General features: G+C 45.5%; 31 protein-coding genes and 1 riboswitch. Of the genes, 19 read left to right on the top strand and 12 right to left on the bottom strand.

The window, feature by feature from the left end:
• The first annotated feature begins 56 nt into the window (after window positions 1-56).
• Both CBI31_RS06215 and CBI31_RS06210 read left to right on the top strand, forming a co-directional pair.
• Entirely contained in the window at window positions 57-797 is a 741-nt protein-coding gene (locus CBI31_RS06215) for a sulfite exporter TauE/SafE family protein (protein WP_088525530.1), read from the top strand.
• A gap of 143 nt (window positions 798-940) precedes the next feature.
• Window positions 941-1,042: riboswitch (glycine riboswitch) on the top strand.
• A 172-nt stretch (window positions 1,043-1,214) separates the two neighbouring features.
• Window positions 1,215-1,406, top strand: a complete 192-nt coding sequence (locus CBI31_RS06210; RefSeq protein WP_088525529.1) for a hypothetical protein — start codon at window positions 1,215-1,217, stop codon at window positions 1,404-1,406.
• A 45-nt stretch (window positions 1,407-1,451) separates the two neighbouring features.
• Here the strand turns inward: CBI31_RS06210 and CBI31_RS06205 are convergent, their stop codons facing one another.
• Window positions 1,452-2,222, bottom strand: a complete 771-nt coding sequence (locus tag CBI31_RS06205; protein ID WP_088525528.1) for a MipA/OmpV family protein — start codon at window positions 2,220-2,222, stop codon at window positions 1,452-1,454.
• Window positions 2,223-2,256: 34 nt separating this feature from the next.
• The gene (locus CBI31_RS06200) at window positions 2,257-2,901 is read right to left on the bottom strand and encodes a histidine phosphatase family protein (protein WP_088525527.1); all 645 of its coding nucleotides are present in this window, start codon (window positions 2,899-2,901) and stop codon (window positions 2,257-2,259) included.
• 74 nt (window positions 2,902-2,975) lie between these two features.
• Between CBI31_RS06200 and CBI31_RS06195 the strand changes: the two genes are divergently transcribed.
• Window positions 2,976-3,848 carry a DMT family transporter gene (locus tag CBI31_RS06195; RefSeq protein ID WP_133062487.1) on the top strand — a complete coding sequence of 291 codons (873 nt, stop codon included), beginning with the start codon at window positions 2,976-2,978 and terminating at the stop codon, window positions 3,846-3,848.
• Window positions 3,849-3,899: 51 nt separating this feature from the next.
• On the opposite strand, the gene CBI31_RS06190 is transcribed toward CBI31_RS06195, so the two are convergent.
• Entirely contained in the window at window positions 3,900-4,082 is a 183-nt protein-coding gene (locus CBI31_RS06190) for a hypothetical protein (RefSeq protein ID WP_088525525.1), read from the bottom strand.
• Between the two features lie 126 nt (window positions 4,083-4,208).
• Between CBI31_RS06190 and CBI31_RS06185 the strand changes: the two genes are divergently transcribed.
• Both CBI31_RS06185 and CBI31_RS06180 read left to right on the top strand, forming a co-directional pair.
• The gene (locus tag CBI31_RS06185) at window positions 4,209-4,439 is read left to right on the top strand and encodes a DUF2798 domain-containing protein (protein WP_088525524.1); all 231 of its coding nucleotides are present in this window, start codon (window positions 4,209-4,211) and stop codon (window positions 4,437-4,439) included.
• A gap of 25 nt (window positions 4,440-4,464) precedes the next feature.
• On the top strand, window positions 4,465-4,710 hold the full coding sequence (locus CBI31_RS06180) for a hypothetical protein (RefSeq protein WP_088525523.1): 246 nt from the start codon (window positions 4,465-4,467) through the stop codon (window positions 4,708-4,710).
• Here the strand turns inward: CBI31_RS06180 and CBI31_RS06175 are convergent, their stop codons facing one another.
• Genes CBI31_RS06175 through can form a run of 4 tightly spaced genes read right to left on the bottom strand, consistent with a single transcriptional unit; the run spans window position 4,711 to window position 8,753 of the window.
• A complete protein-coding gene (locus CBI31_RS06175) occupies window positions 4,711-6,339 on the bottom strand; it encodes a peptide chain release factor 3 (RefSeq protein ID WP_088525522.1) in 1,629 nt (542 codons plus the stop codon). It lies immediately after the preceding gene.
• A gap of 56 nt (window positions 6,340-6,395) precedes the next feature.
• On the bottom strand, window positions 6,396-7,133 hold the full coding sequence (locus tag CBI31_RS06170; protein ID WP_088525521.1) for a pseudouridine synthase: 738 nt from the start codon (window positions 7,131-7,133) through the stop codon (window positions 6,396-6,398).
• A 56-nt stretch (window positions 7,134-7,189) separates the two neighbouring features.
• Window positions 7,190-8,080, bottom strand: a complete 891-nt coding sequence (locus CBI31_RS06165; RefSeq protein WP_088525520.1) for an LpxL/LpxP family acyltransferase — start codon at window positions 8,078-8,080, stop codon at window positions 7,190-7,192.
• 7 nt (window positions 8,081-8,087) lie between these two features.
• Window positions 8,088-8,753, bottom strand: a complete 666-nt coding sequence (gene can, locus CBI31_RS06160) for a carbonate dehydratase (protein WP_088525519.1) — start codon at window positions 8,751-8,753, stop codon at window positions 8,088-8,090.
• 22 nt (window positions 8,754-8,775) lie between these two features.
• On the opposite strand from can, the gene CBI31_RS06155 reads away from it, so the two are divergent.
• The 3 genes from CBI31_RS06155 (at window position 8,776) to CBI31_RS06145 (ending at window position 10,096) form a co-directional block, all read left to right on the top strand.
• Entirely contained in the window at window positions 8,776-9,072 is a 297-nt protein-coding gene (locus tag CBI31_RS06155) for a DUF167 domain-containing protein (protein ID WP_088525518.1), read from the top strand.
• Between the two features lie 263 nt (window positions 9,073-9,335).
• Window positions 9,336-9,701 carry a hypothetical protein gene (locus CBI31_RS06150; RefSeq protein ID WP_088525517.1) on the top strand — a complete coding sequence of 122 codons (366 nt, stop codon included), beginning with the start codon at window positions 9,336-9,338 and terminating at the stop codon, window positions 9,699-9,701.
• 110 nt (window positions 9,702-9,811) lie between these two features.
• On the top strand, window positions 9,812-10,096 hold the full coding sequence (locus CBI31_RS06145) for an HU family DNA-binding protein (protein WP_169709856.1): 285 nt from the start codon (window positions 9,812-9,814) through the stop codon (window positions 10,094-10,096).
• Between the two features lie 83 nt (window positions 10,097-10,179).
• Here the strand turns inward: CBI31_RS06145 and rodA are convergent, their stop codons facing one another.
• Genes rodA through CBI31_RS06120 form a run of 5 tightly spaced genes read right to left on the bottom strand, consistent with a single transcriptional unit; the run spans window position 10,180 to window position 15,753 of the window.
• Window positions 10,180-11,331, bottom strand: coding sequence for a rod shape-determining protein RodA (gene rodA, locus CBI31_RS06140; RefSeq protein ID WP_088525515.1), 1,152 nt, complete (start codon window positions 11,329-11,331; stop codon window positions 10,180-10,182).
• The gene (gene mrdA, locus CBI31_RS06135) at window positions 11,313-13,220 is read right to left on the bottom strand and encodes a penicillin-binding protein 2 (protein WP_088525514.1); all 1,908 of its coding nucleotides are present in this window, start codon (window positions 13,218-13,220) and stop codon (window positions 11,313-11,315) included. The genes rodA and mrdA overlap by 19 nt, the downstream gene beginning before the upstream one ends.
• A gap of 8 nt (window positions 13,221-13,228) precedes the next feature.
• Entirely contained in the window at window positions 13,229-13,753 is a 525-nt protein-coding gene (gene mreD / locus CBI31_RS06130) for a rod shape-determining protein MreD (protein WP_088525513.1), read from the bottom strand.
• The gene (gene mreC / locus CBI31_RS06125; protein WP_088525512.1) at window positions 13,750-14,685 is read right to left on the bottom strand and encodes a rod shape-determining protein MreC; all 936 of its coding nucleotides are present in this window, start codon (window positions 14,683-14,685) and stop codon (window positions 13,750-13,752) included. Before mreC ends, mreD begins: the two co-directional genes overlap by 4 nt.
• A 24-nt stretch (window positions 14,686-14,709) precedes the next feature.
• Entirely contained in the window at window positions 14,710-15,753 is a 1,044-nt protein-coding gene (locus CBI31_RS06120) for a rod shape-determining protein (RefSeq protein WP_088525511.1), read from the bottom strand.
• Window positions 15,754-15,814: 61 nt separating this feature from the next.
• Here CBI31_RS06120 and gatC point away from each other — a divergent pair, with 61 nt between their 5' ends.
• The 11 genes from gatC (at window position 15,815) to metW (ending at window position 25,773) form a co-directional block, all read left to right on the top strand.
• Entirely contained in the window at window positions 15,815-16,108 is a 294-nt protein-coding gene (gatC, locus tag CBI31_RS06115; protein ID WP_088525510.1) for an Asp-tRNA(Asn)/Glu-tRNA(Gln) amidotransferase subunit GatC, read from the top strand.
• Window positions 16,105-17,622, top strand: a complete 1,518-nt coding sequence (gene gatA, locus CBI31_RS06110) for an Asp-tRNA(Asn)/Glu-tRNA(Gln) amidotransferase subunit GatA (RefSeq protein ID WP_088525509.1) — start codon at window positions 16,105-16,107, stop codon at window positions 17,620-17,622. Before gatC ends, gatA begins: the two co-directional genes overlap by 4 nt.
• On the top strand, window positions 17,622-19,091 hold the full coding sequence (gene gatB, locus CBI31_RS06105; protein WP_088525878.1) for an Asp-tRNA(Asn)/Glu-tRNA(Gln) amidotransferase subunit GatB: 1,470 nt from the start codon (window positions 17,622-17,624) through the stop codon (window positions 19,089-19,091). The genes gatA and gatB overlap by 1 nt, the downstream gene beginning before the upstream one ends.
• An 11-nt stretch (window positions 19,092-19,102) precedes the next feature.
• A complete protein-coding gene (locus CBI31_RS06100; protein WP_088525508.1) occupies window positions 19,103-19,777 on the top strand; it encodes a DUF484 family protein in 675 nt (224 codons plus the stop codon).
• A complete protein-coding gene (locus tag CBI31_RS06095; RefSeq protein WP_088525507.1) occupies window positions 19,758-20,759 on the top strand; it encodes a tyrosine recombinase XerC in 1,002 nt (333 codons plus the stop codon). Before CBI31_RS06100 ends, CBI31_RS06095 begins: the two co-directional genes overlap by 20 nt.
• 69 nt (window positions 20,760-20,828) lie before the next feature.
• A complete protein-coding gene (locus CBI31_RS06090) occupies window positions 20,829-21,872 on the top strand; it encodes a CobW family GTP-binding protein (protein WP_088525506.1) in 1,044 nt (347 codons plus the stop codon).
• 223 nt (window positions 21,873-22,095) lie between these two features.
• Window positions 22,096-22,473: an RNA polymerase-binding protein DksA gene (dksA, locus tag CBI31_RS06085; protein ID WP_088525877.1), complete on the top strand. Its 378-nt coding sequence runs from the start codon at window positions 22,096-22,098 to the stop codon at window positions 22,471-22,473.
• A gap of 12 nt (window positions 22,474-22,485) precedes the next feature.
• On the top strand, window positions 22,486-23,388 hold the full coding sequence (gene argB / locus CBI31_RS06080) for an acetylglutamate kinase (protein WP_088525505.1): 903 nt from the start codon (window positions 22,486-22,488) through the stop codon (window positions 23,386-23,388).
• 8 nt (window positions 23,389-23,396) lie between these two features.
• Window positions 23,397-24,047 (top strand): nucleoid occlusion factor SlmA, encoded by a 651-nt coding sequence (gene slmA / locus CBI31_RS06075; RefSeq protein ID WP_088525504.1) that lies wholly within the window; start codon window positions 23,397-23,399, stop codon window positions 24,045-24,047.
• Window positions 24,044-25,183 carry a homoserine O-succinyltransferase MetX gene (gene metX, locus CBI31_RS06070; RefSeq protein ID WP_088525503.1) on the top strand — a complete coding sequence of 380 codons (1,140 nt, stop codon included), beginning with the start codon at window positions 24,044-24,046 and terminating at the stop codon, window positions 25,181-25,183. Before slmA ends, metX begins: the two co-directional genes overlap by 4 nt.
• A complete protein-coding gene (gene metW, locus CBI31_RS06065) occupies window positions 25,180-25,773 on the top strand; it encodes a methionine biosynthesis protein MetW (protein ID WP_088525502.1) in 594 nt (197 codons plus the stop codon). Before metX ends, metW begins: the two co-directional genes overlap by 4 nt.
• The last annotated feature ends 4 nt before the right edge of the window (window positions 25,774-25,777 follow it).

The raw sequence follows: 25,777 nt of genomic DNA, 5'->3' as shown, positions 1-25,777 counted from the left end.
TTTTTTAAAATGAGATTAGCGAGATGCTTTCTTAGTTTCTCAAGTCATATAGATACATGACTGTTCAAGAGCTACTGCTTCAGGCCCTAGTATTGGGCTTCCTAGGTCTGGGGGCTGGAGTTTTAGGTGGGGTGATAGGTTTTGGTACTACGATCATCCTCATGCCAGCCTTAGTCTATTTTTATGGGCCCATTCAAGCAATTCCAGTCATTGCGATAGTTGCTACAGTCGCAAATCTCTCACGCATTTTTTTATGGTGGAGTGTCATCAACTGGAAAGTATGTTTTGTTTATAGCATCACTGCAATACCTGCAGTGATATTGGGTGTGAACACTTTAGTTAGCCTGGATGATCGACTTGTTGAAATTACCCTTGGCCTCTTTCTCATTCTGCTGATTCCAATTCGCAGATGGATGCGCCAACAGAATTTTTACCTTAAGCTGTGGCAAATGAGTTTAGTAGGCGCAGGCATTGGTTATCTGACTGGCATAGTGGCGACAACGGGCGCTATTAATACCCCATTCTTCTTGGCGTTTGGTTTAAGCAAGGGCGCCTTTCTAGGTACCGAGGCCGCCAGTACCCTCTCCATTCTATTTACCAAGGGCATTACTTTTCATCAGTTGGGGTTTTTAAATGCTACGGCAATGATTCAGGGCCTATTGATTGGCAGCTGCGTCTTAGTCGGCTCAATTTTTTCTAAAAAAATTGTTTTGGCCCTGCCAGAAAAGAAGTTTTTATTGCTGATGGAGCTGGTTATGCTGATCTCGGGGGCATCCATCTTGGCGATGTCTTTTTAAAGCAACTGTCATAAATAATTAGACCTCAAGCTAAAGTGTGAGGATATAATTTTTGTAAGCAGGAGAGTGAGGGGTAACCCTCCACCGAAGGCGCAAACTCCCATGAACGCTCAGGTATCCCACAGGAAGGTACTGCTTATGCTTAATAGCCGTCTGGAGAGTCAACAATTTTGGTGCGCCGAAGGAGCAAGCCCTAAGCTAGGCTTAGGGTGAATCTCTCAGGTATCAAGGACAGGGGGAGCGGCATCCATCCGCATAGCGCTGCTATGTGACCGGTGGACCGTTTTTGGGAGAGCTTTTATGCAAAACCTATGTCAATAATTCATTAGTAAATTTCTTGGTCTGCCGATGCGGATCCCCTTTTATATTGCTTAATAGCGATACCGCTTTTGAGTGCAAACTAGATGAGGTTAATGTATGCCAAACAAATTTGTTGAAGAAGCGCCATATCACCCTGGATATGAGGATGTAGGATTGAAGGCCGGAGCGTCTCCACTTGCTGCAGAAATTGATGAATTTAGAAAGAGTAATTCTCGTTATTTAAACTTTGCAGACGTGATTGTTGATTTCTGCGCCTCAGAGCAGAATAAAGGACACCCAGCCAAGTGATATGGTGCAAATAAGCCCCCTGCTGGTGGCTTATTGATGCAAGCCTTACTTAAAGCGATAGGCTAGCGCTACAAAAAGATTGTCTTGGAATGAGCGATTCATCACGGGGCTGTTGTTAATGCCATTGCCCATCCACTTGCGTTTGCCATAGACATTGATATACCAGCTATCGATCACAGGAATCTCCACCATAATGCCTGCCAGTAGGTTGTTGGTTGCTGGCACTGAGTACGCACTATAGCCCGTGAGCTGTGATTCTCCAGGGTTAATGCCGTAGTAGTAATTGGCGTATTGATTGGATTGCCGCTCTACTCCTACTTGAGGGTAAAAAACGATCTTCTGATAAGTCTCTAGTTCTGCAAAATAAAGGAGCTCATAAAGCGCTCCTTTAGATTTTCCGAAGTCATGATAGGCGTTTACAAAAAATCCACCAATCGGAGTTTCTTGAAAAGTGCCTAGGCCAAGAGGTATGGGATCACTACGATTAATAGATGCACCATTAAATGGCGACTTTACTTTATAAGAATCTAAATTAATTTTTCCAATGATCTCAAGGTAGCCATAACCCATTTTGAAAGTTTTAATACCAACTTCATCAATACGCACAAAAAAGCGCTGGTAGTCAAAAAAAGCGTAGGGGAGAATAAGAGATTGAGTGCCCTCGGCTCCAATATGCAGGTTTGAGGTGTATGCCGCCACGCCAATATCGCCAACAATATGATCGGGTAGACTATTTGGTACATCACCCACTGCATGCAGAGGCGTCAATAGGAGTGCAATGAGGAGATGGGGTAGCGCCTTTAGAAGGAGCTTCATACCTCATTTTATGCCATTAACTTACATATAAGGCCTAAAGATCTAAATTATCTAAAGCCAATCCATCTAGATGACTTGTATCTGCCCAGTTGTCGACTTTCCAGTTGGGGCCATCGCAACTAATCCAGTTTAGCGATGCATTTGGGACTGTGATGACTCTCTGCGCATCGAGCGCTTGATTACTCGCCATTCGATACATCATCTCCAGGGCGCCTCCATGACTCACTATCAAAATCGTTTTACCGGTATATTTTTCTTGAATTTCTTTAAGCGCAGTTTTGATGCGATTTGCAAATTGCAAAATACTTTCGCCACCCCGTAATTCTTGATGAATATCTCTGCTCAGGTGTGCTTGCCAGAGCTCTGGCTCTAGAAGCGGCGCCTCACTAGTAGTAAGCCCTTGAAGGACGCCAAGATGACGCTCTCTCAGTAAGCTGTGGCTAGTGGCAGAAACAGCATATAAGCGTTCAATCGCTTGCGCAGTTTGTTTTGCTCTTTGCAAATCACTGGTGTAGAGAACATCAAATTGAAAATGGGCTTTCTGAAGGGCTTTGGCCATCTGAGCTGCTTGAGCTAACCCACGGGCATTTAGAGGAATATCGGTATAGCCTTGTAGGCGGCTTTCAGCATTCCAATCTGTTTCTCCGTGGCGCACTAAGCAAAAGCGAGTTGTAGTCATTTAGTAATCATAAGGGCTAATGATCGGTGCCATGGCTTTGCCAATACAATGACTTTTATAGATCAAGGTCGATAGTGAATAAAGAAACCAAGGGGATGCTGATTGGCTTTATTGGCATTCTGATTTTTAGTTTGACTTTGCCAGTCAGCAAGATTGCAGTTTTGAGCTTTGACCCATACTTCATTGCATTTGGGAGGGCTACGCTTGCAGGTTCGGTTGCTTTGGCCTATCTGCTATATAAAAAGGAAATCATGCCATCTAAGGCTGATTTTGCTAAGTTTGTAGTAATTGCTCTTGGGGTAATCTTCGGCTTCCCAATTTTTACGACCATCGCCATGGTCGAAGGATCTTCTTCCCATGGTGCGGTTATTTTGGGCATGATGCCCTTGGCTTCAACAGTCATTGGCGTAATTCGTTTTAAAGAAAGACCTTCCCTCGGTTTTTGGCTTGTTTCTTTATTGGGAGCAGGGTTGGTGGTAGTTTATGCCTTACTCAAAAGCTCCGGAGACTTCACCTACATAGATGGACTATTAGTGGTCGGGGGTATTTGTGCTTGCGTCGGATATGTAGAGGGTGGAGAGCTATCTAGAAAGATGAATCCACGCTCTGTCATTTCTTGGGCGCTTGTGATTTCGCTGCCGGTCAATATCGTGATGAGCTATGTCACATTTAACACACAGTACATTTATGCGGGCCCTACAGCCTGGTCTTGTTTTCTATACTTAAGCCTGTTTTCGATGTTTATTGGCTTCTTCTTCTGGTACGAAGGGCTTGCTGTTGGTGGTATTGCGCGGGTGAGTCAAGTTCAGTTAACACAACCATTCTGCACTCTTGTAGTAGCAAGTATTTTGCTTGGTGATTCGCTCACAATCATGAATTTAGTTTTCGCCTTCTTTGTGGTCTACACTGTTGTCTTGGGAAAGAGGATGTTGGTCAAGAGGGCTTAAATGCCTTTTGATCCCCAATTAAAAAAGCCCCGATATTTCGGGGCTTGGTATTTATGCAGCAACAACGGCTTGTTTCTGAATTGCTCGCAAGATCTTGCTTTTCTCTTTTGGCTTGTTGCTAGCCTCCAGCAGTTTATTGAGCTGAGTAGCATTTAATGGCCCAAGACGTGGTTTGCCTGTTTTGGTGAGCATGGGGTCGTTTTTTCTATTTCTTTGGTTTTGGCCTGCAGCCATGAGTTTTCCTAGATTGATGAAATGATGAATTCAAGAGGGATGCTCAAGAGATCCCCCTATCTAGGGCGCACAATAGTGATCACAGTTCAGAATAACAGCTTAAAAGTTCAGGCGCTATGATTAGGCATGATTAATCTTCCAAATGTCATCTTCTCTCTGGTGATGGGTTTTCTGATGTCTTCAAGCATCACTTTTGTAACCACTTTCGTACGTGATGGGTCTACAGTCAACTTCTTTTTTGCATGGATAGAAGTTTGGTCGATAGCCTATCCTGTCGCTATTGTTTGTATTTTGGTTTATAGGCCGCTTGCTAGCAATCTAACCGAAGAAATTGTTAAGAAGATTAAGTCCAGCTAGTAGTGAATAATGAGGAATGCTTTGTATGAAGATCTATATTTCTGGAGTATTTTGTTTGGCTCTTTTGAGCGCTTGCGCAGCAGTTTATACAGATGCATCTGATGCAAATCATGTTACTTTTTTGAATAGTAGTGATGAGTCTATTGGACAGCTAACTCAGAAGGCAAGCGACTATTGTGCGCAATACGGCAAGATTGCGTCTTTTAGAAATAGCGATACACAATTGGTTGCAGTTTTTGACTGTAAGTTACCGCAGAGCAAAAGCAAATAATTAACCAGCTAAATCAGATTGATAAATGAGGCCGGCGTGCTCTCTTAGGGCATGGAATTGAATAGATTCCCAACGTTGTTGGGCCACATCAAGCTCTGACTTATGAGAGGCGAGAAAAACTGATGCCCCAACAACGTCCTCTGCCATGCGATGAATATTTTCTTGGGTAAATTTTTTCAAAGCAACAGGATCGTCTGAGCTCACCCAGCGAGCTAAGTTATAGCGCGCAGGTAGCAGGCGCACTTCAGCGCCATATTCTGTTTGCAGGCGATGACTGACAACCTCAAATTGGAGCTGACCAAAAGCTCCCAATAGCATTATTCCGCCAGCCATAGGGCGGAACACCTGAATAGCGCCTTCTTCACCAAGTTGCATTAGGCCAGTTCTAAGTTGCTTAGAGCGTAAGGGGTCTGCGGATTCAACCATGCGAAAAATTTCAGGGGCAAAAAACGGTAGACCAGTAAATTGCAGCTGCTCACCTTCAGTAAGCGTATCACCTAAGCGTAGCAAGCCATGATTCGGTAGGCCAATAATGTCGCCCGGAAATGCCTCATCTAAAATATCGCGCCTTTGGGAAAGAAAAGATAATGCATTATTGGTGCGCACTTCTTTGTTATTGCGACAAATCTTTAATTTCATGCCGCGCTGAAAATGCCCTGAACAGATGCGTAAAAATGCTACGCGGTCACGATGTGCGGGGTCCATATTGGCTTGAATCTTAAAAACTACGGCAGAGAATTTATTTTCAGCGGGGCTGACTTCTCGTTGAAGTGCTTTACGTGATCCCGGCGATGGCGCAAGTTCAACTAGTGTATTTAAGATTTCTCGTACGCCAAAATTATTAATGGCTGAGCCAAAAAATACAGGGGACTGGCGGCCTGCCAAGAAAGCTTCTCGATCAAATGCAGGCATAGCCTCTTTAATTAGCGCTACTTCTGCCAAGGCGCTTTCTAGATCAGAGCCTAGGCGCTCTTTAAGTGCTGGATCATTTACGTCAACTACAGCATGTGAGTCTTCGGTAATACGATCTTCACCTGCTTTGAACATGCGCATACGCATATTGGCGATATCAATTACACCTGCAAAAGACTTGCCCATGCCTACTGGCCAGGTAAAGGGCACAACTTCGATACCAAGGGCGGTCTCAATTTCGTCTATTAATTCCATGGGAGGCTTTACTTCGCGATCCATCTTATTAATGAAGGTGACAATAGGCGTGTTGCGAGCACGACAGACTTCAAGTAGGCGCAAGGTTTGTGATTCGACACCATTGGCCGCATCAATCACCATCAAGGCAGAATCTACTGCTGTTAAAACGCGGTAAGTATCTTCAGAAAAATCTTGGTGGCCTGGGGTATCAAGTAGATTGATGATGCAGTCACGGTATTCCATCTGCATCACAGAGCTTGCGACAGAGATACCGCGCTGCTTCTCAATTTCCATCCAGTCAGAGGTTGCGTGCCGACTTGCTTTACGGGCTTTAACGCTTCCAGCAATTTGAATTGCACCAGCGTAAAGCAATAATTTTTCAGTGAGCGTTGTTTTGCCAGCATCTGGGTGAGAGATGATGGCAAAGCTGCGGCGTCTTAATACTTCTGCTGCTGGAGTGCTGGAGCTGGTGGTGTCGATGGTAATTCTGCGCTTATTAATCTAGTTTGGACGCAATTATAAGCGCGTGGACTAACTTAGAATTGCTCTTCTGGCCTTACAAATCGCCATTGCCCTGGGGGCAGGGGGCCTAATGAAATCCGACCTATTCTGACACGCTTAAGGCCAATGACCTTGAGCCCAACCATTTCACACATTCTACGAATTTGACGTTTCCGCCCCTCGCGCAATACAAAGCGGAGCTGATCTTCATTTTGCCAGCTCACCTGCGCCGGCTTGAGCGTGACCCCATCTAAAGATAGGCCATGCTTGAGGCGATCTAAGTCTTCAAAAGAAAGCGCGCCTTCAACGCGCACTAAATATTCTTTTTCAATGGGACTATTTTCACCAATCAATAACTTAGCGATCCGACCATCTTGGGTTAGCACCAGTAATCCGGTAGAGTCAATGTCCAGCCTACCTGCAGGTGCCAAGCCTTTGGTGTTGAATCGGGGATTTCGGCCTTTATCAAGCGGGCTAGCAAAGTAGTTATCGGGCGTGATCAAAGAAGCAGCCGGTTGGTATTCTTGCTCATCATCGAAGTGCGAGATGTAGCCAACAGGTTTATTCAGAATGACGGTGATACGAGAAGCTTGTTGTACTTTGGCGCCAGACTGTAATTCAATTTTTTGATGTCGATAGGCGCGCACGCCAAGCTCATTAACTACTTCACCATCTACTGTGACTAGGCCTTGCTCAATATAGGAGTCTGCTTCACGACGTGAGCATAGCCCCAGCTCAGACAATAGTTTCGAAACACGTACTTTATCTTCCATGTCCATATTATCGGGTAATTGTGCGAAGTAGGAGCTAAAGCCGCTTTTTAAATGGGCTAGTTGTAAGGATTAGGTTTGTTATTGGGAGGATTTTTAAAGCGTTTATGGACCCAATAGTATTCCGCAGGACGAAGCCGAACTTCTTTTTCAAAATACTGGTTTAAGCGAGCAGTATCTGTTTTAGGATCAGCCCCGGGAAAGTCTTGCAAAGGCTCTTTGATTTCACAGAGATAGCCGGACTCATCCGCCTTTAGAGTGGTTGTCATCATGCAAACATCGGCACCAGTAATCTTAGCTAAACGAGATACTGTAGTAACGGTATTGGTTTCAATCCCAAAGAAGGGAACAAACTCAGAATCTTTTGTGCCAAGATCAATGTCTGGGGCAATGATGATGAAGTCTCCATTGCGAATCTCTCGAATAATTTGTTTCGAGTTTCCTTGCCGATCAATTGAGTTGCCACCAAAGCGATTGCGCCATTCAATAATTTTTTGGTTGAAGAATGGACTTTTCATTCTCTGAAAAAATCCTGAAGTGCGAGGCCAATGATGCTGTTTTGCAAGCGCACTCAAAATGATGCTGCCTTCAATTCCAGTGAAATGCATATTGACTAAAATTCGAGGCTTTCTACTCGTTAGATCAACGGCGGATTTCACCTCAATCATGTCACTCAGCTGTTTTTTACTGCCCAACCAAATAATACTTTTCTCAACTAGGCTGCGACCAAGCAAGCGCCAGTGTTGCTTGGTCAAAAGATCAATTTCGCTTGTATTGAGCTCCGGGAAGCATAGATGTAGATTTGTTTTTACTACCCGGCTTCGGTCTCCAGGAATGTTTGCGGCGATATAGCCCAAGCCATATCCAATGGACACTAAAAGCTTATAGGGCAGGATGGACAGTAGCTTAAGAAAGGCAACTACTAAATGATTAGCAAGAGATTTGAGCAAATGCGATTTACTCAGCGTCGTAACGAGTTAAGGTTTTTTTGTAGCACACTTCCATCTCTTCAATTGAGCTGCAGGACATTCCTAAATCTTTAACGATTCCTGTATCAAGACGGTATGCCCACCCGTGTACTGTGAGGTCTTGGCCGCGGGCCCAAGCGTCTTGAACAATGGTGGTCTCGCACACATTAACCGCTTGTTCAATTACATTCAATTCACACAAACGATCTTGGCGTTTGGGCGTAGCTAACACTTCTCCCAAATAGCGTTCATGTTTTTGATGAACATCTTTAACATGCCGCAACCAATTGTCAGCAAGGCCTACGCGACGATCACTAAGTGCCGCATGCACGCCAGCACAACCATAATGCCCAACTACTATGATATGTTTTACTTTCAGCAAGTCAGTGGCGAACTGAATAACAGATAAACAATTTAAGTCGGTATGAACAACAACGTTAGCAACATTGCGATGAACAAAAAGCTCGCCGGGCATCAGGTCAACAATTTCATTGGCCGGTACGCGGCTATCAGCGCAACCAATCCAGAGATATTCTGGAGCCTGTTGATTTACTAAGCGTTTAAAGAAATCAGGATCTTTGGCAATCATCCCTTCAGCCCAGTCGCGATTGCTTGCAAATAGGTGATCTAGCGTTTTGGAGCTCTTCATAATCATGGTTTAAGTTTAAAGTACTTTAATGACACCTATTTGGTTAAAACAAACTCCCAACGGAATTACGTTGAATCTGCATTGTCAGCCTGGTGCAAAGATCACTAAAGTGGTGGGCTTGCATGATGGCTATCTCAAAATTTCTCTTCAGGCTCCCGCCTTAGAAAACAAGGCCAATGAGCTACTATTGGCCTGGCTTTCGAAGCAGTTAAAGGTGCCCCAAAAGCAGATTCAGTTCATTTCTGGACAAAATAGCAGGCAGAAGAGGCTTGAAGTCTGGGGCCCTATTAGCCCCGAACAAATCATTCAGGCCCTTAAACCCTAAGCCTTCAGAACATCGCATATTAATTCCTGAAATTAAGACCCGTTTGCCTACCCAACAAATATCAAGAGCAGAGGCTCCAAAACTGAATAAGAGGATGTGAAAAATTTGTGTAGAACTTGCCGATGTCCTGTAAGCGCCCGCAATTTAATTTGTCTGTAGAACACTAATAGACTATTTCTTACTCGGGGATGCTCATATACTTGATGAGGTTAGGTTTAGATGCCCCGCCAGGGTTGATGTGAACATAGATCAAGGATGATCGTATGAATAGGTTTACAAAGTGGCTCTTAAGCCTTGTTTTAATTGGGTTAGTGGGTATTTCTGCCTACACTTGGGGCATGCTTACTTGGAGCTATGGAAGCGGCGAACGAGCGGGATATATACAAAAATTCTCCAATCGCGGCTATGTTTGCAAAACTTGGGAAGGAGAGTTGGCAATGGTTTCAATGCCTGGAACGATGTCAGAAAAATTCCTCTTTACGGTGCATTCGGATGCTGTAGCGCAAAAAATAAATGCTAATTTAGGTAAAAAAGTAGCTCTAAAATACGAGCAGCACATTGGTTTACCGACAAGCTGTTTTGGAGATACTGAATATTTTGTCTCCGATATAGTCGTTTTGGATGAATAATTTGTAGTAGTAAAAAATTGTTGCAACGTAACTTTATTTTTGTACTTTTTTGTGGTTAAAATCACGTAAGCGTAATGTGCGCTGACATCAATATCTATAAGGAGCTTCACTTGAACAAAGCCGAACTAATCGCAGCAATCGCTGACGACGCCGAGATTTCTAAAGCAAAAGCTGAATTTGCATTGAATTCTGCTATCGACACAATCATCAAAGCTGTTACTAAAGGCGACTCAGTACAACTGATCGGTTTCGGGACATTCTCATCTGGCAAACGTGCTGCACGTATGGGCCGCAATCCAAAAACTGGTGAGCCACTCAAAATCGCTGCCGCTAAGACTGTTAAGTTTTCAGCTGGTAAAGCATTTAAAGATTCAGTTAACAAGCGTAAGAAGTAATTTCTTCCTTGTTGAAAAAAAGCCCGGCATGCCGGGCTTTTTTATCTCTTGAAGAATTTAAATCCCACAGAGGCGGCTTTAAATTAACTCTGTACTAGGCGACGATGACGATGAATACTCATCAATATGCCCGCCCCAAACCCAAGGGTAACCAGGGCGGTGCCGCCGTAGCTGATAAAGGGTAGCGGAACTCCAACCACTGGCAGTAAGCCGCTGACCATGCCAATGTTTACAAATGCATAAGTAAAGAAAATGAGTGTTACAGCAGCGCCTAGTAAGCGCGTAAATAAGTTTGGCGCACTTGCTGAGATTGCTAAACCTCTTTTAATCAATGCAAAGAACAAAGCAATTAATATTAGATTTCCAAGCAAACCAAACTCTTCCGAAAAAACTGCAAAAACAAAATCAGTATGTTTTTCTGGAATAAATTCCAAATGTGCTTGCGTTCCTTGAAACCAGCCCTTACCAAAAAATCCACCAGAGCCAATTGCAATCATCGACTGAATTGTATGAAACCCTTTACCAAGGGGATCGCTAGTGGGGTCTAGCAAAGTACACACACGATGCTTTTGATAGTTATGTACAAGCGGCCAAACAACATCATTCGCACAAATTGTGCTGCCAAAAATAATAATGAGCAAAATGCCGACAACACCAATACCCACAAAAGGTAGAATCCACTTCCATGGCAGGCCAGCTAGGATGATGACGTAGAGGCCGGCCGCAAAAACAAGGAGTGCAGTACCTAAATCTGGCTGACGCGCTATCAGGAAAACTGGGATGGCCAAAATAATTGCCGCTACTGCGTAGTCCCAGCTTGTTTGAATACCTTCGCGCTTTTGGAAGTACCATGCAAGCATCAGCGGCATTGCAATTTTCATGATTTCAGATGGTTGAATCACAATGCCAATATTAAGCCAGCGACGCGCACCTTTTTTAATCAATCCAAATACTGCTACCGCAATCAGTAGCGCAACACCAAAGCCATAAATCCAAACAGCACCCATCTCTAACCACTTAGGTGGAATACGAGAAACGATCCACATCACTACGAATGAAAGTACAAGATTACGTATCTCATCGGCGATTTGTACGGGCGTATTCTGACTTGCAGATAAAAATGTAAAAAAGCCAATAGCTGCTAATCCAAGTAAAATAAGGCCTAGCTGGCGATCTAGTCCAGCGAATATGCTAGAGAACACACTTTTAATTTTGATTAAGGGGCTCTTTTCCACTCGGGAATCTCCTTAGGCCATTTGCCCTCAATGTAGTAGTCCAATGCTTTGCGCGCAATTGGCGCCGCCCATTGCGCGCCAAAGCCTGCATTTTCAACCACCATGGCAATGACGATGGTGGGTTTATCTGCGGGTGCAAACGCAATATATAAAGCATGATCTCGCAAGAATTCTGCAGTAGAGCTGTGCTTATATTCCTTTGAGTTCAAGCTAAAGACTTGGGCGGTACCAGTCTTGCCTCCAGCAACGTATCCCGCACCCTTAAAGGCCGCTGTAGATGTTCCAGAGACATTGACCTCAACCATTGCTTTTTTGATGACCTCAATATTTTCTGGCTTCAGGTCAATTCGATAGCTTTCTTTTGGCGTAGTTAACACTCTGTTGCGAGTAAAAGGATCTTCAATTGCTTTTACCAAGTGAGGCTTCATCACAATACCGTTATTCGCTAGGTTAGCCATTCCATGTGCTAATTGCAAAATGGTGAAGGCGTTATATCCTTGACCAATGCCCAAAGAAATCGTTTCACCTTCGTACCATTTTTGTTGCTCAGGCTTCTTGAAGGTATTTTTCTTCCAATCGGTTGATGGCAATACGCCTCTAGATTCACCTTGTAAATCAATGCCAGTAATTTGACCAAAGCCAAATGGTTTCATGAAGTCATGCATCAAATTGACGCCCATATCGCGAGCAAGTAGGTAGTAATACGTGTCACAAGATTCAACAATAGACTTTTGCATATCAACGATGCCGTGCCCACCTTTCTTATCATCGCGGAAGGTGTGATTACCAAAATCAAAATAACCTGGATCAGAAATTGATTGCGAAGGCGTGCGCTTCTGAGTCTCCAAGGCAGCAAGCGCCATAAAGGGCTTGTAGGTTGATCCTGGAGGATAAATACCTTTGAGTGGACGGTTATAGAGCGGTTTTTGTGGAGAGTCATTAAGCTCTTTCCATGTTACCGAGTCAATGCCTTCAACGAAATCATTGGGATTGAAGTTAGGCTTAGAGACGAATGCCAAGATATCGCCCGTTTCAGGTTCTATTGCAACAAAGGCACCGCGGTAGTTTCCATAGAGTTGCTCTACTAAGTATTGCAATTTGATATCAACAGAGAGCACAACATTTTTACCGGGCACTGAGGGCGAGCTAGAAAGTGTCCTTACTGGTTTTCCACCTGCAGTGATTTCTACTTGATCATATCCAGGCACGCCCCGCAGAACATTCTCGTAGCTTTGCTCTAAACCAATCTTGCCAACGTATTGAATGCCGGGCAGAAAAGAGGCTTGCAAAGCATCTGGATCATTGCCTTTAGCGCCCTCGATTTCAGCTTGCATGCGCTCCTTATCCTTTTGGGAAACCCGACCAATATAGCCAATCAGGTGAGAGCCTAACTCGTTATATGGATACTCTCGAAAGCTTCTGGCACGGATCTCTACCCCTGGAAAACGGTATCGATTGGCCATAAAACGGGCAGTTTCGGCCTCATTGAGCATGGAGCGCAAGGGAAATGTACCCATATTCCGCGAATCTTCCAGGGAGCGTTTGAAATTACGTCGATCTTTCGGGGAAATATCCACAATTTCAGAAAGCTCGTTAATCAGTTGGTCAACATTGCCCTTAAGTTGTTCGGCATTGACATCTAAGGTGAGTGCTGAGTAATTTCGGCCAATCACGATGCCGTTGCGATCAATGAGTAGGCCGCGATTAGCTGGGGCAGGTACTAAAGCAATTCGATTACTTTCGGCTAACAAAGCATATTTACCGTGGCTGACAAGTTGTAGCCATACTAAGCGAGTGACTAAAATCAAAAAACAAAATGTGACGAATAAAGTCGCAATATAGATGCGCTCTTGAAATGAGTCGAGGTTTGGTTTTTTAAAAGAAACCATACAACTTCTTAGAGCGGCCGATTATGATCGACGTCAATCGGACGACGTTGTAGCGCCAACAATATACGGGTTGCTAGTGGCCAAAGCATTGCCTCAATAATGGCTTGAATAGCGCCCGTTAAAGCCCACCAATAAATTTCTCCGCTGAGTAACCAGTGCGCTAAGACTGGAAATAAAGAAACTAGCAAGAAGATTGGCAGTAAATGGATTGCTTGCGATACAACGGTCAGCGCCACAATTCGCCTATGCCAAGAGATGGCTATATATGCTACTAGTGCATAGCTAAAGGCGTGCAGACCCAAAAGATCGGAGTTGTGAACATCTATTAACAGCCCTAAGCTAAATGCCCATATCACTCCAACGTAACGATGTTGATGAATGTTCCAAAACACAATACAAAGAATGAGCCAGTCTGGTACCCATCCATAGTTACCAATTGGCAAAAGATTTAATAGCAGCGCACAGAACAAGCTGAAATAAATGAAGACCGGATTGACCGGACGCAATATATAGCCGCTTTGGAAATCAATCATTGCATTCCTCGCGCACGAGTTTGGCGGCGGCCTGGAGTATTGGTTGTTACCGGACTAGTACTTGATTTATCGTTGATCGTCGGTGCTTTGGCATCGAACTGCGGATCGTATAAAAAAGCTAAGGCTTGGCGATAGCGATTTACTGCGGCCACTGGAACACAAAATACATTAGATGAGTTTTTATCGGCATTACGCTCAATTTTGCTAATGACTGCAACAGCAAATCCTGGCGGATAGACGCCATCGATTCCGGAGGTGAGCAAAATATCCCCAACCTCTAAATCGCTAGCTACGGGTAAATAGCGTAATTCCAAAGGATTTCCGCGCCCAGCCCCAAAAACAGCAGCACGTAAGCCATTGCGAGCGACTTGTACGGGTACGGCAAAGTCTCGATCTTCCAGTAAGGAGACCTCAGCAGAGCGCTCATAGAGGCGAACTACTTGGCCAAGGATACCGGAATCGTTGGCAATGGGGTTGCCAAGCTTTAAGCCATCGTTGCTTCCACGGTTGATCACAATACGCTGCGAAATTGGATTGGGCGGATTAAACAGAATTTCTACAGGCAGAGTTTTGAAAGGCGTCTGTTTTTGCAGTGCCATCAGCTCGCGTAAATTTTGATTCTCTACAATCAAGAACTCGGATTGATTGGCAAGCAAGGAGAGCTCTGCTTGGCGTACTTTCATTACCTGATTTTCTTGATCAAGCGTCGAGCGAGTAGTGAAATATTCTGATGCGGCTTCGAAAGCATTACGAGGTGCCATCATGACATATTCAAGCGGGCGCAAAAGCCAATTTACATTATTGCGAATGGGATCAAGCGCTTTAAAACGAAAATCAATCAGCATCAGAGCGATGCTGATTGACAGACAGACAATCAGTTTAAGTAAGGCCGGAATGCCCTGTCTGAAAAGTGGTGGAGCGCTATCTTGCAATTCCCTGATCGACGTGTATGTCGCTTACTCGTGCGAGAACACTCCGCCTAACTTATCCATGCGCTCAAGTGCGATACCGCAACCTCGAGCAACACAAGTTAAGGGATCTTCTGGAATGTGAATTGGTAAGCCAGTTTCTTCAAGCAAGAGGCGGTCAAGGTCACGCAATAAGGCGCCGCCGCCAGTAAGCATCATGCCGCGCTCAGCAATATCGGACGCCAACTCAGGCGGGATCTGCTCAAGAGCTGCTTTAACTGCCGTCACAATTTGATTCAATGGGTCGGTTAATGCTTCGAGAATTTCATTACTCGTTACCGTAAAGCTGCGCGGTACACCTTCAGAAAGATTGCGACCCTTTACTTCCATCTCGCGTACTTCAGCGCCGGGGAATGCAGAGCCAATGGTTTTCTTAATCAACTCGGCAGTTTGTTCGCCAATCAACATGCCGTAGTTGCGACGAATATAGTTTGTAATCGCTTCATCAAACTTATCACCGCCGACGCGAACAGAGCCCTTGTACACCATCCCACCTAATGACATGACGCCAACTTCAGTGGTGCCTCCACCGATGTCAACAACCATCGAGCCTGCAGCTTCTGAAACGGGCAGGCCGGAGCCAATTGCAGCAGCCATAGGCTCTTCAATTAAAAATACCTGTGATGCGCCAGCCCCTAATGCAGATTCACGAATTGCACGACGCTCAACTTGAGTAGATCCACAGGGAACGCAAATGATGATGCGTGGGCTTGGCCTTAATAATTTACTCTCATGCACAAGCTTGATAAATTGCTTGAGCATTTGTTCGGTAATGGTGAAGTCAGCAATCACACCATCCTTCATTGGACGAATTGCCTCAATATTTCCTGGAACACGACCCAACATCGCTTTTGCCTCTTTTCCAACGGCCAAAATGGTCTTTTTACCGTTGGGACCGCCTTCTTGACGAATTGCCACAACCGAGGGTTCATCGAGGACAATACCCCTATCACGCATGTAAATTAGGGTGTTAGCGGTTCCTAGATCGATTGCTAGGTCATTGGAAAAATAGTTGCGGAAAAAACTAAACATGATGTAGTGGGAAAATAGAAGTTGTTAATAAAAATATATAGGAATGATACTCTAGCCCCCCATGAATCTTGATGATGTCCAGCGCATTGCGCACCTTTCTAGACTTGAGTTAAGTCAGGCAGAAGCTGAGGCAGTCTTGCCCCAGCTACAGGCTATTTTTTCTCTGGTTGAGGAAATGCAGGCTGTCGATACCGCGGGGTTGGAGCCGCTTGCGCACCCAATCCTATTTTTGCGTGATTTGGCTCAACCAATGCGCGTTGACCTAGTCAGTGAGTCTGATCGCCGAGTGGAGAATATGACATCTGCTCCTGCCCAGCAAGAGGGCTATTTCTTGGTTCCTAGGGTCATTGAATGAGTTGGCACAACACTCCCATCTCTCTTATAGCGAAATCACTGGCTGCAAAAGAAGTGTCCAGCAAAGAGCTCACCCAGTACTTTTTAGATCGAATTGAGGCTGGAAAACATCTGAACGCCTATCTTGATGTGAATGCTCACTTAAGTTTAGAGCAAGCATTTAAAGCAGATAAGCTAATTGCCTCTGGCAAAGCAGGCAGGTTGACCGGAATTCCGATTGCCCATAAAGATGTCTTCGTCACTCGTGGCTGGAAGACGACAGCCGCCTCTAAAATTTTGGCCGCTTACCAGAGCCCCTTTGATGCAACGGTGGTTGCTAACCTCGGTATTCCCGACGAAAACAATCCGCATGGTGCTGGCATGGTTTGTCTTGGCAAGACCAATATGGATGAATTTGCCATGGGCTCTTCTAATGAGAATTCAGCCTATGGCCCAGTTCTTAACCCTTGGAATGCAGCCTGTGTTACTGGTGGATCCTCTGGCGGCTCCGCTGCTGCAGTTGCCGCGGGCTTAGCTCCGATTGCAACTGGCACCGATACCGGTGGTTCAATCCGCCAACCAGCAGCATTTTGTGGATTGACTGGTATTAAGCCAAGTTATGGGCGCGTTTCTCGTTATGGAATGATTGCTTACGCCTCTTCATTGGATCAGGCTGGCCCTATGGGTAAATCTGCCGAGGACTGCGCGCTAGTGCTTTCTGCCATGTCATCACATGATCAGCGCGACTCTACTTCGCTTGCTGACTCTGGTGAAGACTATGGCCGTTACCTCAATCAAAGTTGGCAAGCAGGCAATGCGAATTCCGCTAAACCCCTAGAAGGTCTGCGCATTGGATTACCTAAAGAATTTTTTGCTGAAGGTTTAGCAAGTGATGTTGCTAAGTCAGTCAATGAAGCTGCAAAAACTTTAGAAAGTTTGGGCGCAAAATTAGTTGAAGTGAGTTTGCCTAAAACTAAGCTCTCTATTCCGGTGTATTACGTTTTAGCGCCAGCAGAAGCCTCAAGTAACTTGAGTCGTTTTGATGGTGTGCGTTATGGCTATCGTGCTGGTGAGTACAAAGATCTTGGAGATATGTATCAAAAATCTCGCACTGAAGGTTTTGGAGCAGAAGTAAAGCGCCGCATCATGATTGGCACTTATGTTCTGTGTCATGGCTACTACGATGCTTATTATCTGCAGGCACAAAAAATTCGTCGCATTATTGCGGCAGATTTTCAGGCAGCATTTAATGAGTGTGATGTGATCCTTGGGCCTGTTGCGCCTGATGTGGCATGGCGGTTGGGGGAGAAGTCAAAAGACCCAGTGCAGATGTATTTGGAAGATATTTATACGCTCTCAACGAATTTGGCGGGACTCCCGGCAATGAGTGCGCCCTGTGGATTTAATGTCAATAATTTACCGATTGGCATGCAACTCATTGGTAATTATTTTTCTGAAGCGCGCTTATTGCAAGTGGCACACCAATATCAGCAAGCTACGGATTGGCATCTGCGACAAGCGAGTGGGGTGGCATGATGCAATGGGAGGTTGTTATTGGTCTAGAGACCCACACACAGTTACAAACTCAATCCAAAATATTTAGTGGTGCAAGCACCCGCTTTGGCGCAGAACCAAACACGCAAGCATGCGCAGTAGATTTGGCTTTGCCAGGAGTATTGCCGGTTCTTAATCGTCAAGCGGTCGAGCACGCCATTCGTTTTGGGTTGGCTGTTGGCGCAAAGATTGCGCCAGTCAGTATTTTTGCCCGTAAGAATTATTTTTATCCAGACTTACCCAAGGGCTATCAAATTAGCCAGATGGACCTTCCGGTGGTGGTTGGAGGGCATCTAGAAATTTTGGTCGGCGATGAAGTGAAGGTCGTTGAATTAACTCGCGCTCATATGGAGGAGGATGCTGGTAAATCCGTCCATGAGGAGGGCTTTACTGGTCCCCATGGGGAGCCTTCTAGCGGCATCGACTTAAATCGTGCAGGCACACCACTTCTAGAGATTGTCACTGAGCCAGTGATGCGCAGTGCCGCTGAGGCTGTGGCCTATGCCAAGGCATTGCATACCCTGGTGGTGTGGCTAGGGGTATGTGATGGAAATATGCAAGAAGGATCTTTCCGTTGCGATGCGAACGTATCTGTTCGCCCTAAAGGGCAGGCAGAGTTTGGTACTCGTTGTGAGATCAAGAACCTAAATTCTTTCCGCTTTTTAGAAGAGGCGATTCAATATGAAGTGCGCCGCCAAATTGAATTAATCGAAGACGGTGGCACTGTTATTCAAGAAACTCGCCTCTATGATCCCGACCGTGGTGAAACACGTAGCATGCGGAGTAAAGAAGACGCTAACGACTATCGCTATTTCCCAGACCCTGATTTATTGCCCGTCGTTATTGATGATGCTTGGATTGCACAAGTGCGCAATCAGATGCCAGCACTTCCTGCGCAACTACGCGAGCAATGGCAGGCAGACTATGGCTTGAGCGCTTACGATACACAGCTGTTGACACAAGATCGCGATACCGCAAAAGTATTCGAAGAGTTACTAGCTATCGTAGGTAAATCTCTAGCCAAGGCCGCTGCAAACCTTATCGCAGGTGAGTTTGCCTCTTCTTTAAATCGTGCTGGAATTGCGACTGCAAATGCTCCACTGAAGGCTGCGCACTTAGCGCCTTTATTGACTCGCGTAGCTGATGGCACTATCTCTAATAAGATCGCCAAGGATATCTTTGCAATTTTGTGGGAAGAGGCTCTTGCTGGTAAGGCAATGAGCACTGTCGATCAAGTAATTGATGCCAAAGGGCTGAAACAGATTAGTGATAGCGGAGCATTGGAGGCCATCATTGATCAAGTGCTTGTAGCCAACCAGAAATCAGTGGAAGAGTTCCGCTCTGGCAAAGAGAAGGCATTCAATGCCCTTGTTGGCCAGATTATGAAAGCCTCTCAGGGAAAAGCTAATCCAGGCCAAGTAAATGAACTTTTGCGTAAAAAACTAAGTTAAGAAAGAAATAGATGAGTGTAATAGATCCAAAGCAGTCCGAACAAGAAGAGTTGGTTGCTGAGTGGCTAAGAGCTTCACCAGGCTTCTTCGATCGCTATGCAGATCTTTTTAATGAGATTCGTATTAAGCACCCACATGAGGATCGTGCGATCTCGTTGCAAGAGCGTCAGATGACGGTGCTACGCACTCAAAATCAAGAGCTCAATCGTCGATTAAGTGAGATGCTGCATTTTGGTAGTCGTAACGATAAAACCCAACAAAGTTTGGTTGCTTGGTTATTGCGCTTAATGAAGGCAAACAATAAAGCGGATGTTGAAGGCGCAATTACTTCTGGATTGGCTGAAGTTTTTGAGGTTGAGTCTGCGCAATTACTATCGCCAAATTCTGCATTTGGTCCTTGGATTGATACACCACTTTGCGGTTCAGCTAAAGAGCTTGCAGCTGCGAGCGTAGATTTACTAGCGAGTCAAACCAGTATTGATCCAAGCTGGCAAAGCATGGTGGCTATTGGCTTGCCGCTTGGCAAAAGCATAGGCGCTAGCCAATCCCCCGCAGTTTTATTACTAGCTAGTAAGGATGAAACCCGTTTTACTGCAGATATGGGCGCCTTCTATTTACGCCAGATTGCAGAACTTACAGCAGCAGCTTTGGATCGTATCCAGGCTTATGAAATTACCAGCGACTGATCTTCACCCTCTCGTGCAAGAGTATTTGCACGAGTTGCATGTATTGCGTCAACTCTCGCCGCATACACTCAAAGCGTATGGCATGGATCTTGGGGATCTGCAAAATTTTGCTCTTGAAGACTCTATTGATTTATTAAAAGTGAGCAATGGTCATGTGCGTCGTTGGGCGGGGCGCTTACATTCCAAAGGCAAATCTTCCAGAAGCATTGCGAGGGCACTTTCAGCATGGCGTGGTTGGTATCACTGGCTCACCGAGAAAGATGCAAGGCGAGATGCCCGCGCTGGTAAGGTGACTGGCAATCTAGTGGCTAACCCAGTTGATGATGTCAAGGCGCCTAAGCGCCTGAAGTCCTTGCCTAAAGCCTTGTCGGTCGAGCAGGCACTTTCCTTGGTGAGTCAAGCCGTTAAAGAGGCGGAAGAGAAAAAAGATTTGGAATCGATTCGAGATGCGGCCATTATTGATTTACTGTATTCCTCAGGCTTACGTCTATCTGAGCTATTGGGAATTGATGTGATGCAAAGTAAAGATCGCCAACAAGAGTCTGCGGGTTGGTTAGATTGGGATGCAGCTGAAGTCACCGTTTTAGGAAAGGGTGGCAAAAGACGCTCTGTACCAGTTGGCGCTCCAGCAATGCAGTCGCTCAATATCTGGAGAGAAATTCGCAATAGTAGTAGTTATGCTCAGCAATCGAACGCTCTTTTTCTATCGGCAACTGGCAAGCGCTTATCGCCACGCACGGTTCAGGCGCGCCTACGTACTTTAGCTATGCGCGCAGGACTACCCACCCATGTACATCCGCACATGATGCGCCACAGCTTTGCTAGTCATGTCTTGCAATCCTCCCAAGATTTGCGGGCTGTTCAAGAAATGCTAGGGCATGCCAGTATTTCCAGCACCCAGATTTATACGTCTTTAGATTTTCAGCACCTTGCTCAGGCATACGATAAAGCGCATCCCCGAGCCAAGGCTGGTAAAGCTTGAGGAACTCGGTAAGATAGTGGGTTTCCCGCTTTGGGCAAGTATTACTTCTAGATTTTGATTGGATCATTCATGGCATTAATTCCTGTAACCATTTTGACGGGCTTCTTAGGAAGTGGAAAAACAACTTTGCTGAAGCATATTTTGACCGAGCAGCATGGTAAAAAAATTGCCGTGATTGAAAATGAGTTTGGCGAGGAGAACATCGATAACGATATTTTGGTTCAAGACAACCAAGAAAATATTGTGCAGATGAGCAACGGTTGTATTTGTTGCACCATTCGTGGCGACTTAGTTGAGGCACTCAATGAGCTTTGGGATCAGCGCAAGGATAAGAAAATTAGTTTTGATCGTGTTGTGATTGAAACGACTGGCGTCGCTAACCCTGGCCCAGTAGCCCAAACCTTCTTTATGGATGACGATGTTGCTGACCATTACGTTCTAGATGCTGTTGTGACTTTGGTGGATGCTAAGCATGGCCCTAAGCAGCTAACTGAACATGAAGAGGCCCAGCGCCAAGTGGGCTTTGCTGACCAGATTTTCATTACCAAGACCGATCTAGTAACGCCTGCTGAGGTTGAGGCTTTGCGTAATCGTTTGATGCGCATGAACCCAAGGGCCCCCATTACTGGGATTACTAAAGGAATTGTGCCTCTTGATGCGGTACTAGATCTAAAGGGCTTTAACCTCAATGCCAAGCTAGACATTGACCCGCATTTTTTGGAGCAAGACAATCACGATCACAGCCATGATCATGACCACAGCACCTGTGGGCACGACCATAGCCACGAGCACCATCATCATGGGCACGCAGGGCACACAGACCGCATTCAGTCCTTTGTTTTTCGTAGTGATAAACCCTTTGATCACAATAAGCTAGAAGACTTCCTGGGAGGCATTCTGGAGGTCTTTGGTGAAAAGATGCTGCGCTATAAAGGCGTGCTCTATGTGAAGGGAAGTAACCGAAAAGTGGTGTTCCAGGGGGTTCATCAAATGATGGGTAGCGATATGGCTGGCCCATGGGGTAGCGAGCCTAAGCAAACCCGTATGGTCTTTATAGGCATTGATTTACCTAAGGACACCCTACTGGCTGGGCTTGAGGGATGTTTGGTATAGGAAGTTTCGGGTACAATCCGCCGCCACGGTCAATATTAAAAAATATTGATTAAAGCACGGTAAAAGTTTGGCAGAATGAGGCAATAATGCTTCAAATCTAGGAAAGAATGAGATGACAGTAAAAACAGCAACAAAACCAGCAGCCGCGACAAAAGCTAGCAGTAAAGCTGCGAGTACCAAGACTGTAAAAGGTGCGCCCTTAACTGAAGCAGAATTACTGAAGATGTCCGACAAGGACTACATGAGTGCTGCGCAGTTAGACTTTTTTCGTCAAAAGTTACTAACCCTTAAAGATGACATTTTGAAGAATGCTTCGGAGACCACCGAACATCTTCGCGAAAATATTTTGGTGCCAGATCCTGCTGATCGGGCAACTATTGAAGAAGAGCACGCCTTGGAATTGCGTACGCGGGATCGTGAGCGTAAGTTGCTTAAAAAGGTTGAGCAAGCTTTGGCTCGTATCGAGTCTGGTGACTATGGCTGGTGTGAAGAAACTGGCGAGCCAATCGGCTTAAACCGTTTAATTGCAAGGCCTACAGCCAATTTGTCTCTTGAAGCACAGGAGCGTCGTGAACTACGTCAAAAATTATTTGGCGAATAACTTTTATTTGCGATGACCAAGCATTTACCCACCCTTAGCGATATCTCGCCTTTGTTAAAGGCGCAGATTCTGGCTGAAGCTTTGCCATATATCCGCTCATATCACGGCAAGACTATTGTCATTAAGTATGGCGGAAACGCTATGATTGAAGAGCGCCTCAAAGAAAGTTTTGCGCGCGATGTCATCTTGCTCAAATTGGTCGGCATGAATCCCGTTGTTGTTCACGGCGGCGGCCCACAAATTGATGAAGCCTTGAAAAAAATTGGTAAGACCGGGAGCTTTATTCAGGGTATGCGCGTTACCGATGAAGAAACCATGGAAGTGGTGGAGTGGGTTCTTGGCGGCGAAGTACAACAAGATATTGTGATGCTGATTAACCAATTTGGCGGTCAGGCGGTTGGCTTGACTGGTAAAGATGGCGGCTTAATTCATGCCAGGAAAATGTTGGTGCCTAGTGATAAAGAGCCTGGTAAGACAATTGATTTAGGCTTTGTGGGTGAGATTGAGGCCATTAATCCTGCGGTTGTAAAGGCCTTACAAGATGACGCCTTTATTCCGGTGATTTCCCCAATTGGCTTTAGTGAAGAGGGTCAGGCCTACAACATCAATGCAGACTTAGTAGCTGGCAAGATGGCTGAAATTTTGCATGCAGAGAAATTGGTCATGATGACGAATATCCCTGGGGTGATGGACAAAGAGGGCAAGCTCCTTACGGATCTCACTGCAAGAGAGATTGACGCTTTATTTGCGGATGGCACGATCTCTGGAGGCATGTTGCCGAAGATTTCTTCCGCATTAGATGCTGCGAAAAGTGGAGTAAATTCAGTACACATTATTGATGGACGTATTGAACATTCCTTGCTGCTAGAAATTTTGACCGAGCAAGCATTCGGTACGATGATTCGTTCGAGGTAAGTAAATACATGCCTCAATCTTTAGAGCCAGCAGATATCAACGACAGCAGCGCTGATACTGGTAAGGCGCGCAAGCGCCCCCGCCCTGGAGAGCGTCGCCTACAGATTTTGCAAGTGCTTGCAGAGATGCTCCAAAACCCCAAAGGTGAGCGGGTAACGACGGCAGCCTTGGCAGCAAAAATTCAAGTATCTGAAGCTGCACTTTATCGTCATTTTGCTAGTAAAGCGCAGATGTTCGAAGGCTTAATTTCTTTTATCGAGCAAACTGTTTTTGGTTTAATTAATCAGATTAATCAAAAAGAAGAATCTGGTCTTGCCCAAGCGCGTGGAATTTTGCAAATGTTGCTTTTCTTCGCCGAGAAGAATCCAGGTATGACGAGGGTTCTTCTGGGAGATGCTTTGTTGCAAGAAGATGATCGTTTGCAAGAGCGTATTACTCAGGTCTTAGATCGCGTTGAGGCATCCTTAAAGCAAGCGCTGCGCATTGCCCAAACCCAAGGCGGCGCCTGGGCTGGTGCCGGTCAGGAAGAAGTTAGTATTCGCGCTGCCATGTTGATGAGTTTTGTTTTGGGCCGTTGGCATCGATTTGCCCGCAGTGGCTTTAAGAAATTGCCAACCGAAGCCTCTGATATTAGTTTGCGCATCCTCCTCTCAGAATGAGCGAGCTAAACCTCTCTAGAAATACCATCCATTTTGCCGAGCCCCTGCCTTTGCAGAGTGGAGCCATTCTATCTGCCTATGATTTAGTCATTGAAACTTATGGCAAGCTCAATGCAGATAAAAGTAATGCGGTATTAGTTTGTCATGCGCTTAATGCATCTCATCATGTAGCTGGTCCTAGTCCTGATGACCCAAAAGATATCGGCTGGTGGGATAACATGATTGGGCCAGGCAAGCCTGTAGACACGAATCATTTTTTTGTTATTGGGGTCAATAATTTGGGCTCTTGCTTCGGTTCTACTGGGCCCATGAGCATTCACCCAGAAACTGGCAAGCCTTATGGTGCCGACTTTCCCGTGGTCACCGTTGAGGATTGGGTAAACACCCAAGCGCGCCTTGCAGACAAATTAGGCATTCGGAAATTTGCTGCAGTCATGGGCGGTAGCCTGGGCGGTATGCAGGCAATGGCTTGGGCAATTCAGTTTCCAAAGCGCTTAGAGCATTGTGTTGTGATTGCATCAACACCAAAGCTCAGCGCACAAAATATTGCCTTTAACGAGGTAGCACGTAATGCTATTTTGTCGGATCCTGATTTTCATGGGGGCAATTATTATGAGCATGGCGTAGTACCAAAGCGTGGTTTACGTTTAGCCCGAATGGTTGGCCATATTACCTATTTATCTGATGATGACATGGCTGAAAAATTTGGACGCGATTTACAGCGCCCTAATGGTGAATCGAATGACTATCGTTTTAGCTTTGATGTTGAGTTTGAGGTGGAAAGTTACTTACGCCATCAAGGAGATAAGTTTTCAACTTACTTTGATGCCAATACTTATCTCCTGATCACACGCGCCTTAGATTACTTTGATCCCTCCCGTCGCTATGATGGCAGTCTCAACCGTACTTTGGCTGAAGTACAGGCTAAATTCTTGGTAGTGAGTTTCTCAACAGATTGGCGTTTCCCGCCCAGTCGCAGCCGTGAGATTGTGCAATCTTTATTGAGCAATAAGAGTGAAGTGACTTATGCAGAGATTGATGCCCCTCATGGACATGACGCATTTTTATTAGATGATGAGCGCTATCACAATTTAGTAAGAGCGTATTTTGCGCAAATGCTGGGGGCTCAATCATGAGCGTCCTAAATATGCGCGCAGATTTTTCAGCAATTGCTAAATGGATTGCCCCTCATAGCCAGGTCCTTGATTTAGGATGTGGCGATGGTAGCTTTTTAGAGTTCTTACAAAAGCAAAAGCCCGTTCATACCTATGGGGTAGAGATTGATGATGTACGCGTTCTTGCTTGCGTACAAAAAGGCCTCAATGTGATTCAGCAAGATTTAGAGGGTGGCTTAGCGCTTTTTGAAGACGATAGCTTTGACACCGTAGTGCTATCGCAAACATTACAAACGATTCATCAGACTGAAAAGATCTTGCGTGAAGTGGTGCGCGTTGGCAAAGAATCGATTGTGTCCTTCCCAAACTTTGGCCACTGGTCACATCGTTTGGCGGTAGGGCTTGGTCGTATGCCAGTATCAAAGAGCTTGCCATATCAGTGGTACAACACGCCGAATGTGCGCGTGCTTACCGTAGAAGATTTTGAGAAGCTCGCCTCAAGTCTTGGCCTGCAGGTGATTGATCAATGCATCTTGCATGATGGGCGGCAAGTTACCCTGATGCCTAATTTCTTTGGCAGTTTGGCGCTTTTCCGCGTTCGCAGCGCATAGAGCC

The organism is Polynucleobacter campilacus (assembly GCF_002206625.1).
Taxonomy (GTDB): domain Bacteria; phylum Pseudomonadota; class Gammaproteobacteria; order Burkholderiales; family Burkholderiaceae; genus Polynucleobacter; species Polynucleobacter campilacus.
The sequence above is the reverse complement of the archived record's forward strand: the minus strand, read 5'-3'. Positions and strand labels throughout refer to the sequence as shown.

Coding starts and splice junctions, on each gene's coding strand:
- CBI31_RS06215 (WP_088525530.1), top strand. CDS start 57: ATGACTGTTCAAGAGCTACTGCTTCAGGCCCTAGTATTGGGCTTCCTA.
- CBI31_RS06210 (WP_088525529.1), top strand. CDS start 1,215: ATGCCAAACAAATTTGTTGAAGAAGCGCCATATCACCCTGGATATGAG.
- CBI31_RS06205 (WP_088525528.1), bottom strand. CDS start 2,222: ATGAAGCTCCTTCTAAAGGCGCTACCCCATCTCCTCATTGCACTCCTA.
- CBI31_RS06200 (WP_088525527.1), bottom strand. CDS start 2,901: ATGACTACAACTCGCTTTTGCTTAGTGCGCCACGGAGAAACAGATTGG.
- CBI31_RS06190 (WP_088525525.1), bottom strand. CDS start 4,082: ATGGCTGCAGGCCAAAACCAAAGAAATAGAAAAAACGACCCCATGCTC.
- CBI31_RS06185 (WP_088525524.1), top strand. CDS start 4,209: ATGATTAATCTTCCAAATGTCATCTTCTCTCTGGTGATGGGTTTTCTG.
- CBI31_RS06180 (WP_088525523.1), top strand. CDS start 4,465: ATGAAGATCTATATTTCTGGAGTATTTTGTTTGGCTCTTTTGAGCGCT.
- CBI31_RS06170 (WP_088525521.1), bottom strand. CDS start 7,133: ATGGAAGATAAAGTACGTGTTTCGAAACTATTGTCTGAGCTGGGGCTA.
- can (WP_088525519.1), bottom strand. CDS start 8,753: ATGATTATGAAGAGCTCCAAAACGCTAGATCACCTATTTGCAAGCAAT.
- CBI31_RS06155 (WP_088525518.1), top strand. CDS start 8,776: ATGACACCTATTTGGTTAAAACAAACTCCCAACGGAATTACGTTGAAT.
- CBI31_RS06150 (WP_088525517.1), top strand. CDS start 9,336: ATGAATAGGTTTACAAAGTGGCTCTTAAGCCTTGTTTTAATTGGGTTA.
- mrdA (WP_088525514.1), bottom strand. CDS start 13,220: ATGGTTTCTTTTAAAAAACCAAACCTCGACTCATTTCAAGAGCGCATC.
- mreD (WP_088525513.1), bottom strand. CDS start 13,753: ATGATTGATTTCCAAAGCGGCTATATATTGCGTCCGGTCAATCCGGTC.
- CBI31_RS06120 (WP_088525511.1), bottom strand. CDS start 15,753: ATGTTTAGTTTTTTCCGCAACTATTTTTCCAATGACCTAGCAATCGAT.
- gatC (WP_088525510.1), top strand. CDS start 15,815: ATGAATCTTGATGATGTCCAGCGCATTGCGCACCTTTCTAGACTTGAG.
- gatA (WP_088525509.1), top strand. CDS start 16,105: ATGAGTTGGCACAACACTCCCATCTCTCTTATAGCGAAATCACTGGCT.
- gatB (WP_088525878.1), top strand. CDS start 17,622: ATGCAATGGGAGGTTGTTATTGGTCTAGAGACCCACACACAGTTACAA.
- CBI31_RS06100 (WP_088525508.1), top strand. CDS start 19,103: ATGAGTGTAATAGATCCAAAGCAGTCCGAACAAGAAGAGTTGGTTGCT.
- CBI31_RS06095 (WP_088525507.1), top strand. CDS start 19,758: ATGAAATTACCAGCGACTGATCTTCACCCTCTCGTGCAAGAGTATTTG.
- CBI31_RS06090 (WP_088525506.1), top strand. CDS start 20,829: ATGGCATTAATTCCTGTAACCATTTTGACGGGCTTCTTAGGAAGTGGA.
- dksA (WP_088525877.1), top strand. CDS start 22,096: ATGTCCGACAAGGACTACATGAGTGCTGCGCAGTTAGACTTTTTTCGT.
- argB (WP_088525505.1), top strand. CDS start 22,486: ATGACCAAGCATTTACCCACCCTTAGCGATATCTCGCCTTTGTTAAAG.
- slmA (WP_088525504.1), top strand. CDS start 23,397: ATGCCTCAATCTTTAGAGCCAGCAGATATCAACGACAGCAGCGCTGAT.
- metX (WP_088525503.1), top strand. CDS start 24,044: ATGAGCGAGCTAAACCTCTCTAGAAATACCATCCATTTTGCCGAGCCC.
- metW (WP_088525502.1), top strand. CDS start 25,180: ATGAGCGTCCTAAATATGCGCGCAGATTTTTCAGCAATTGCTAAATGG.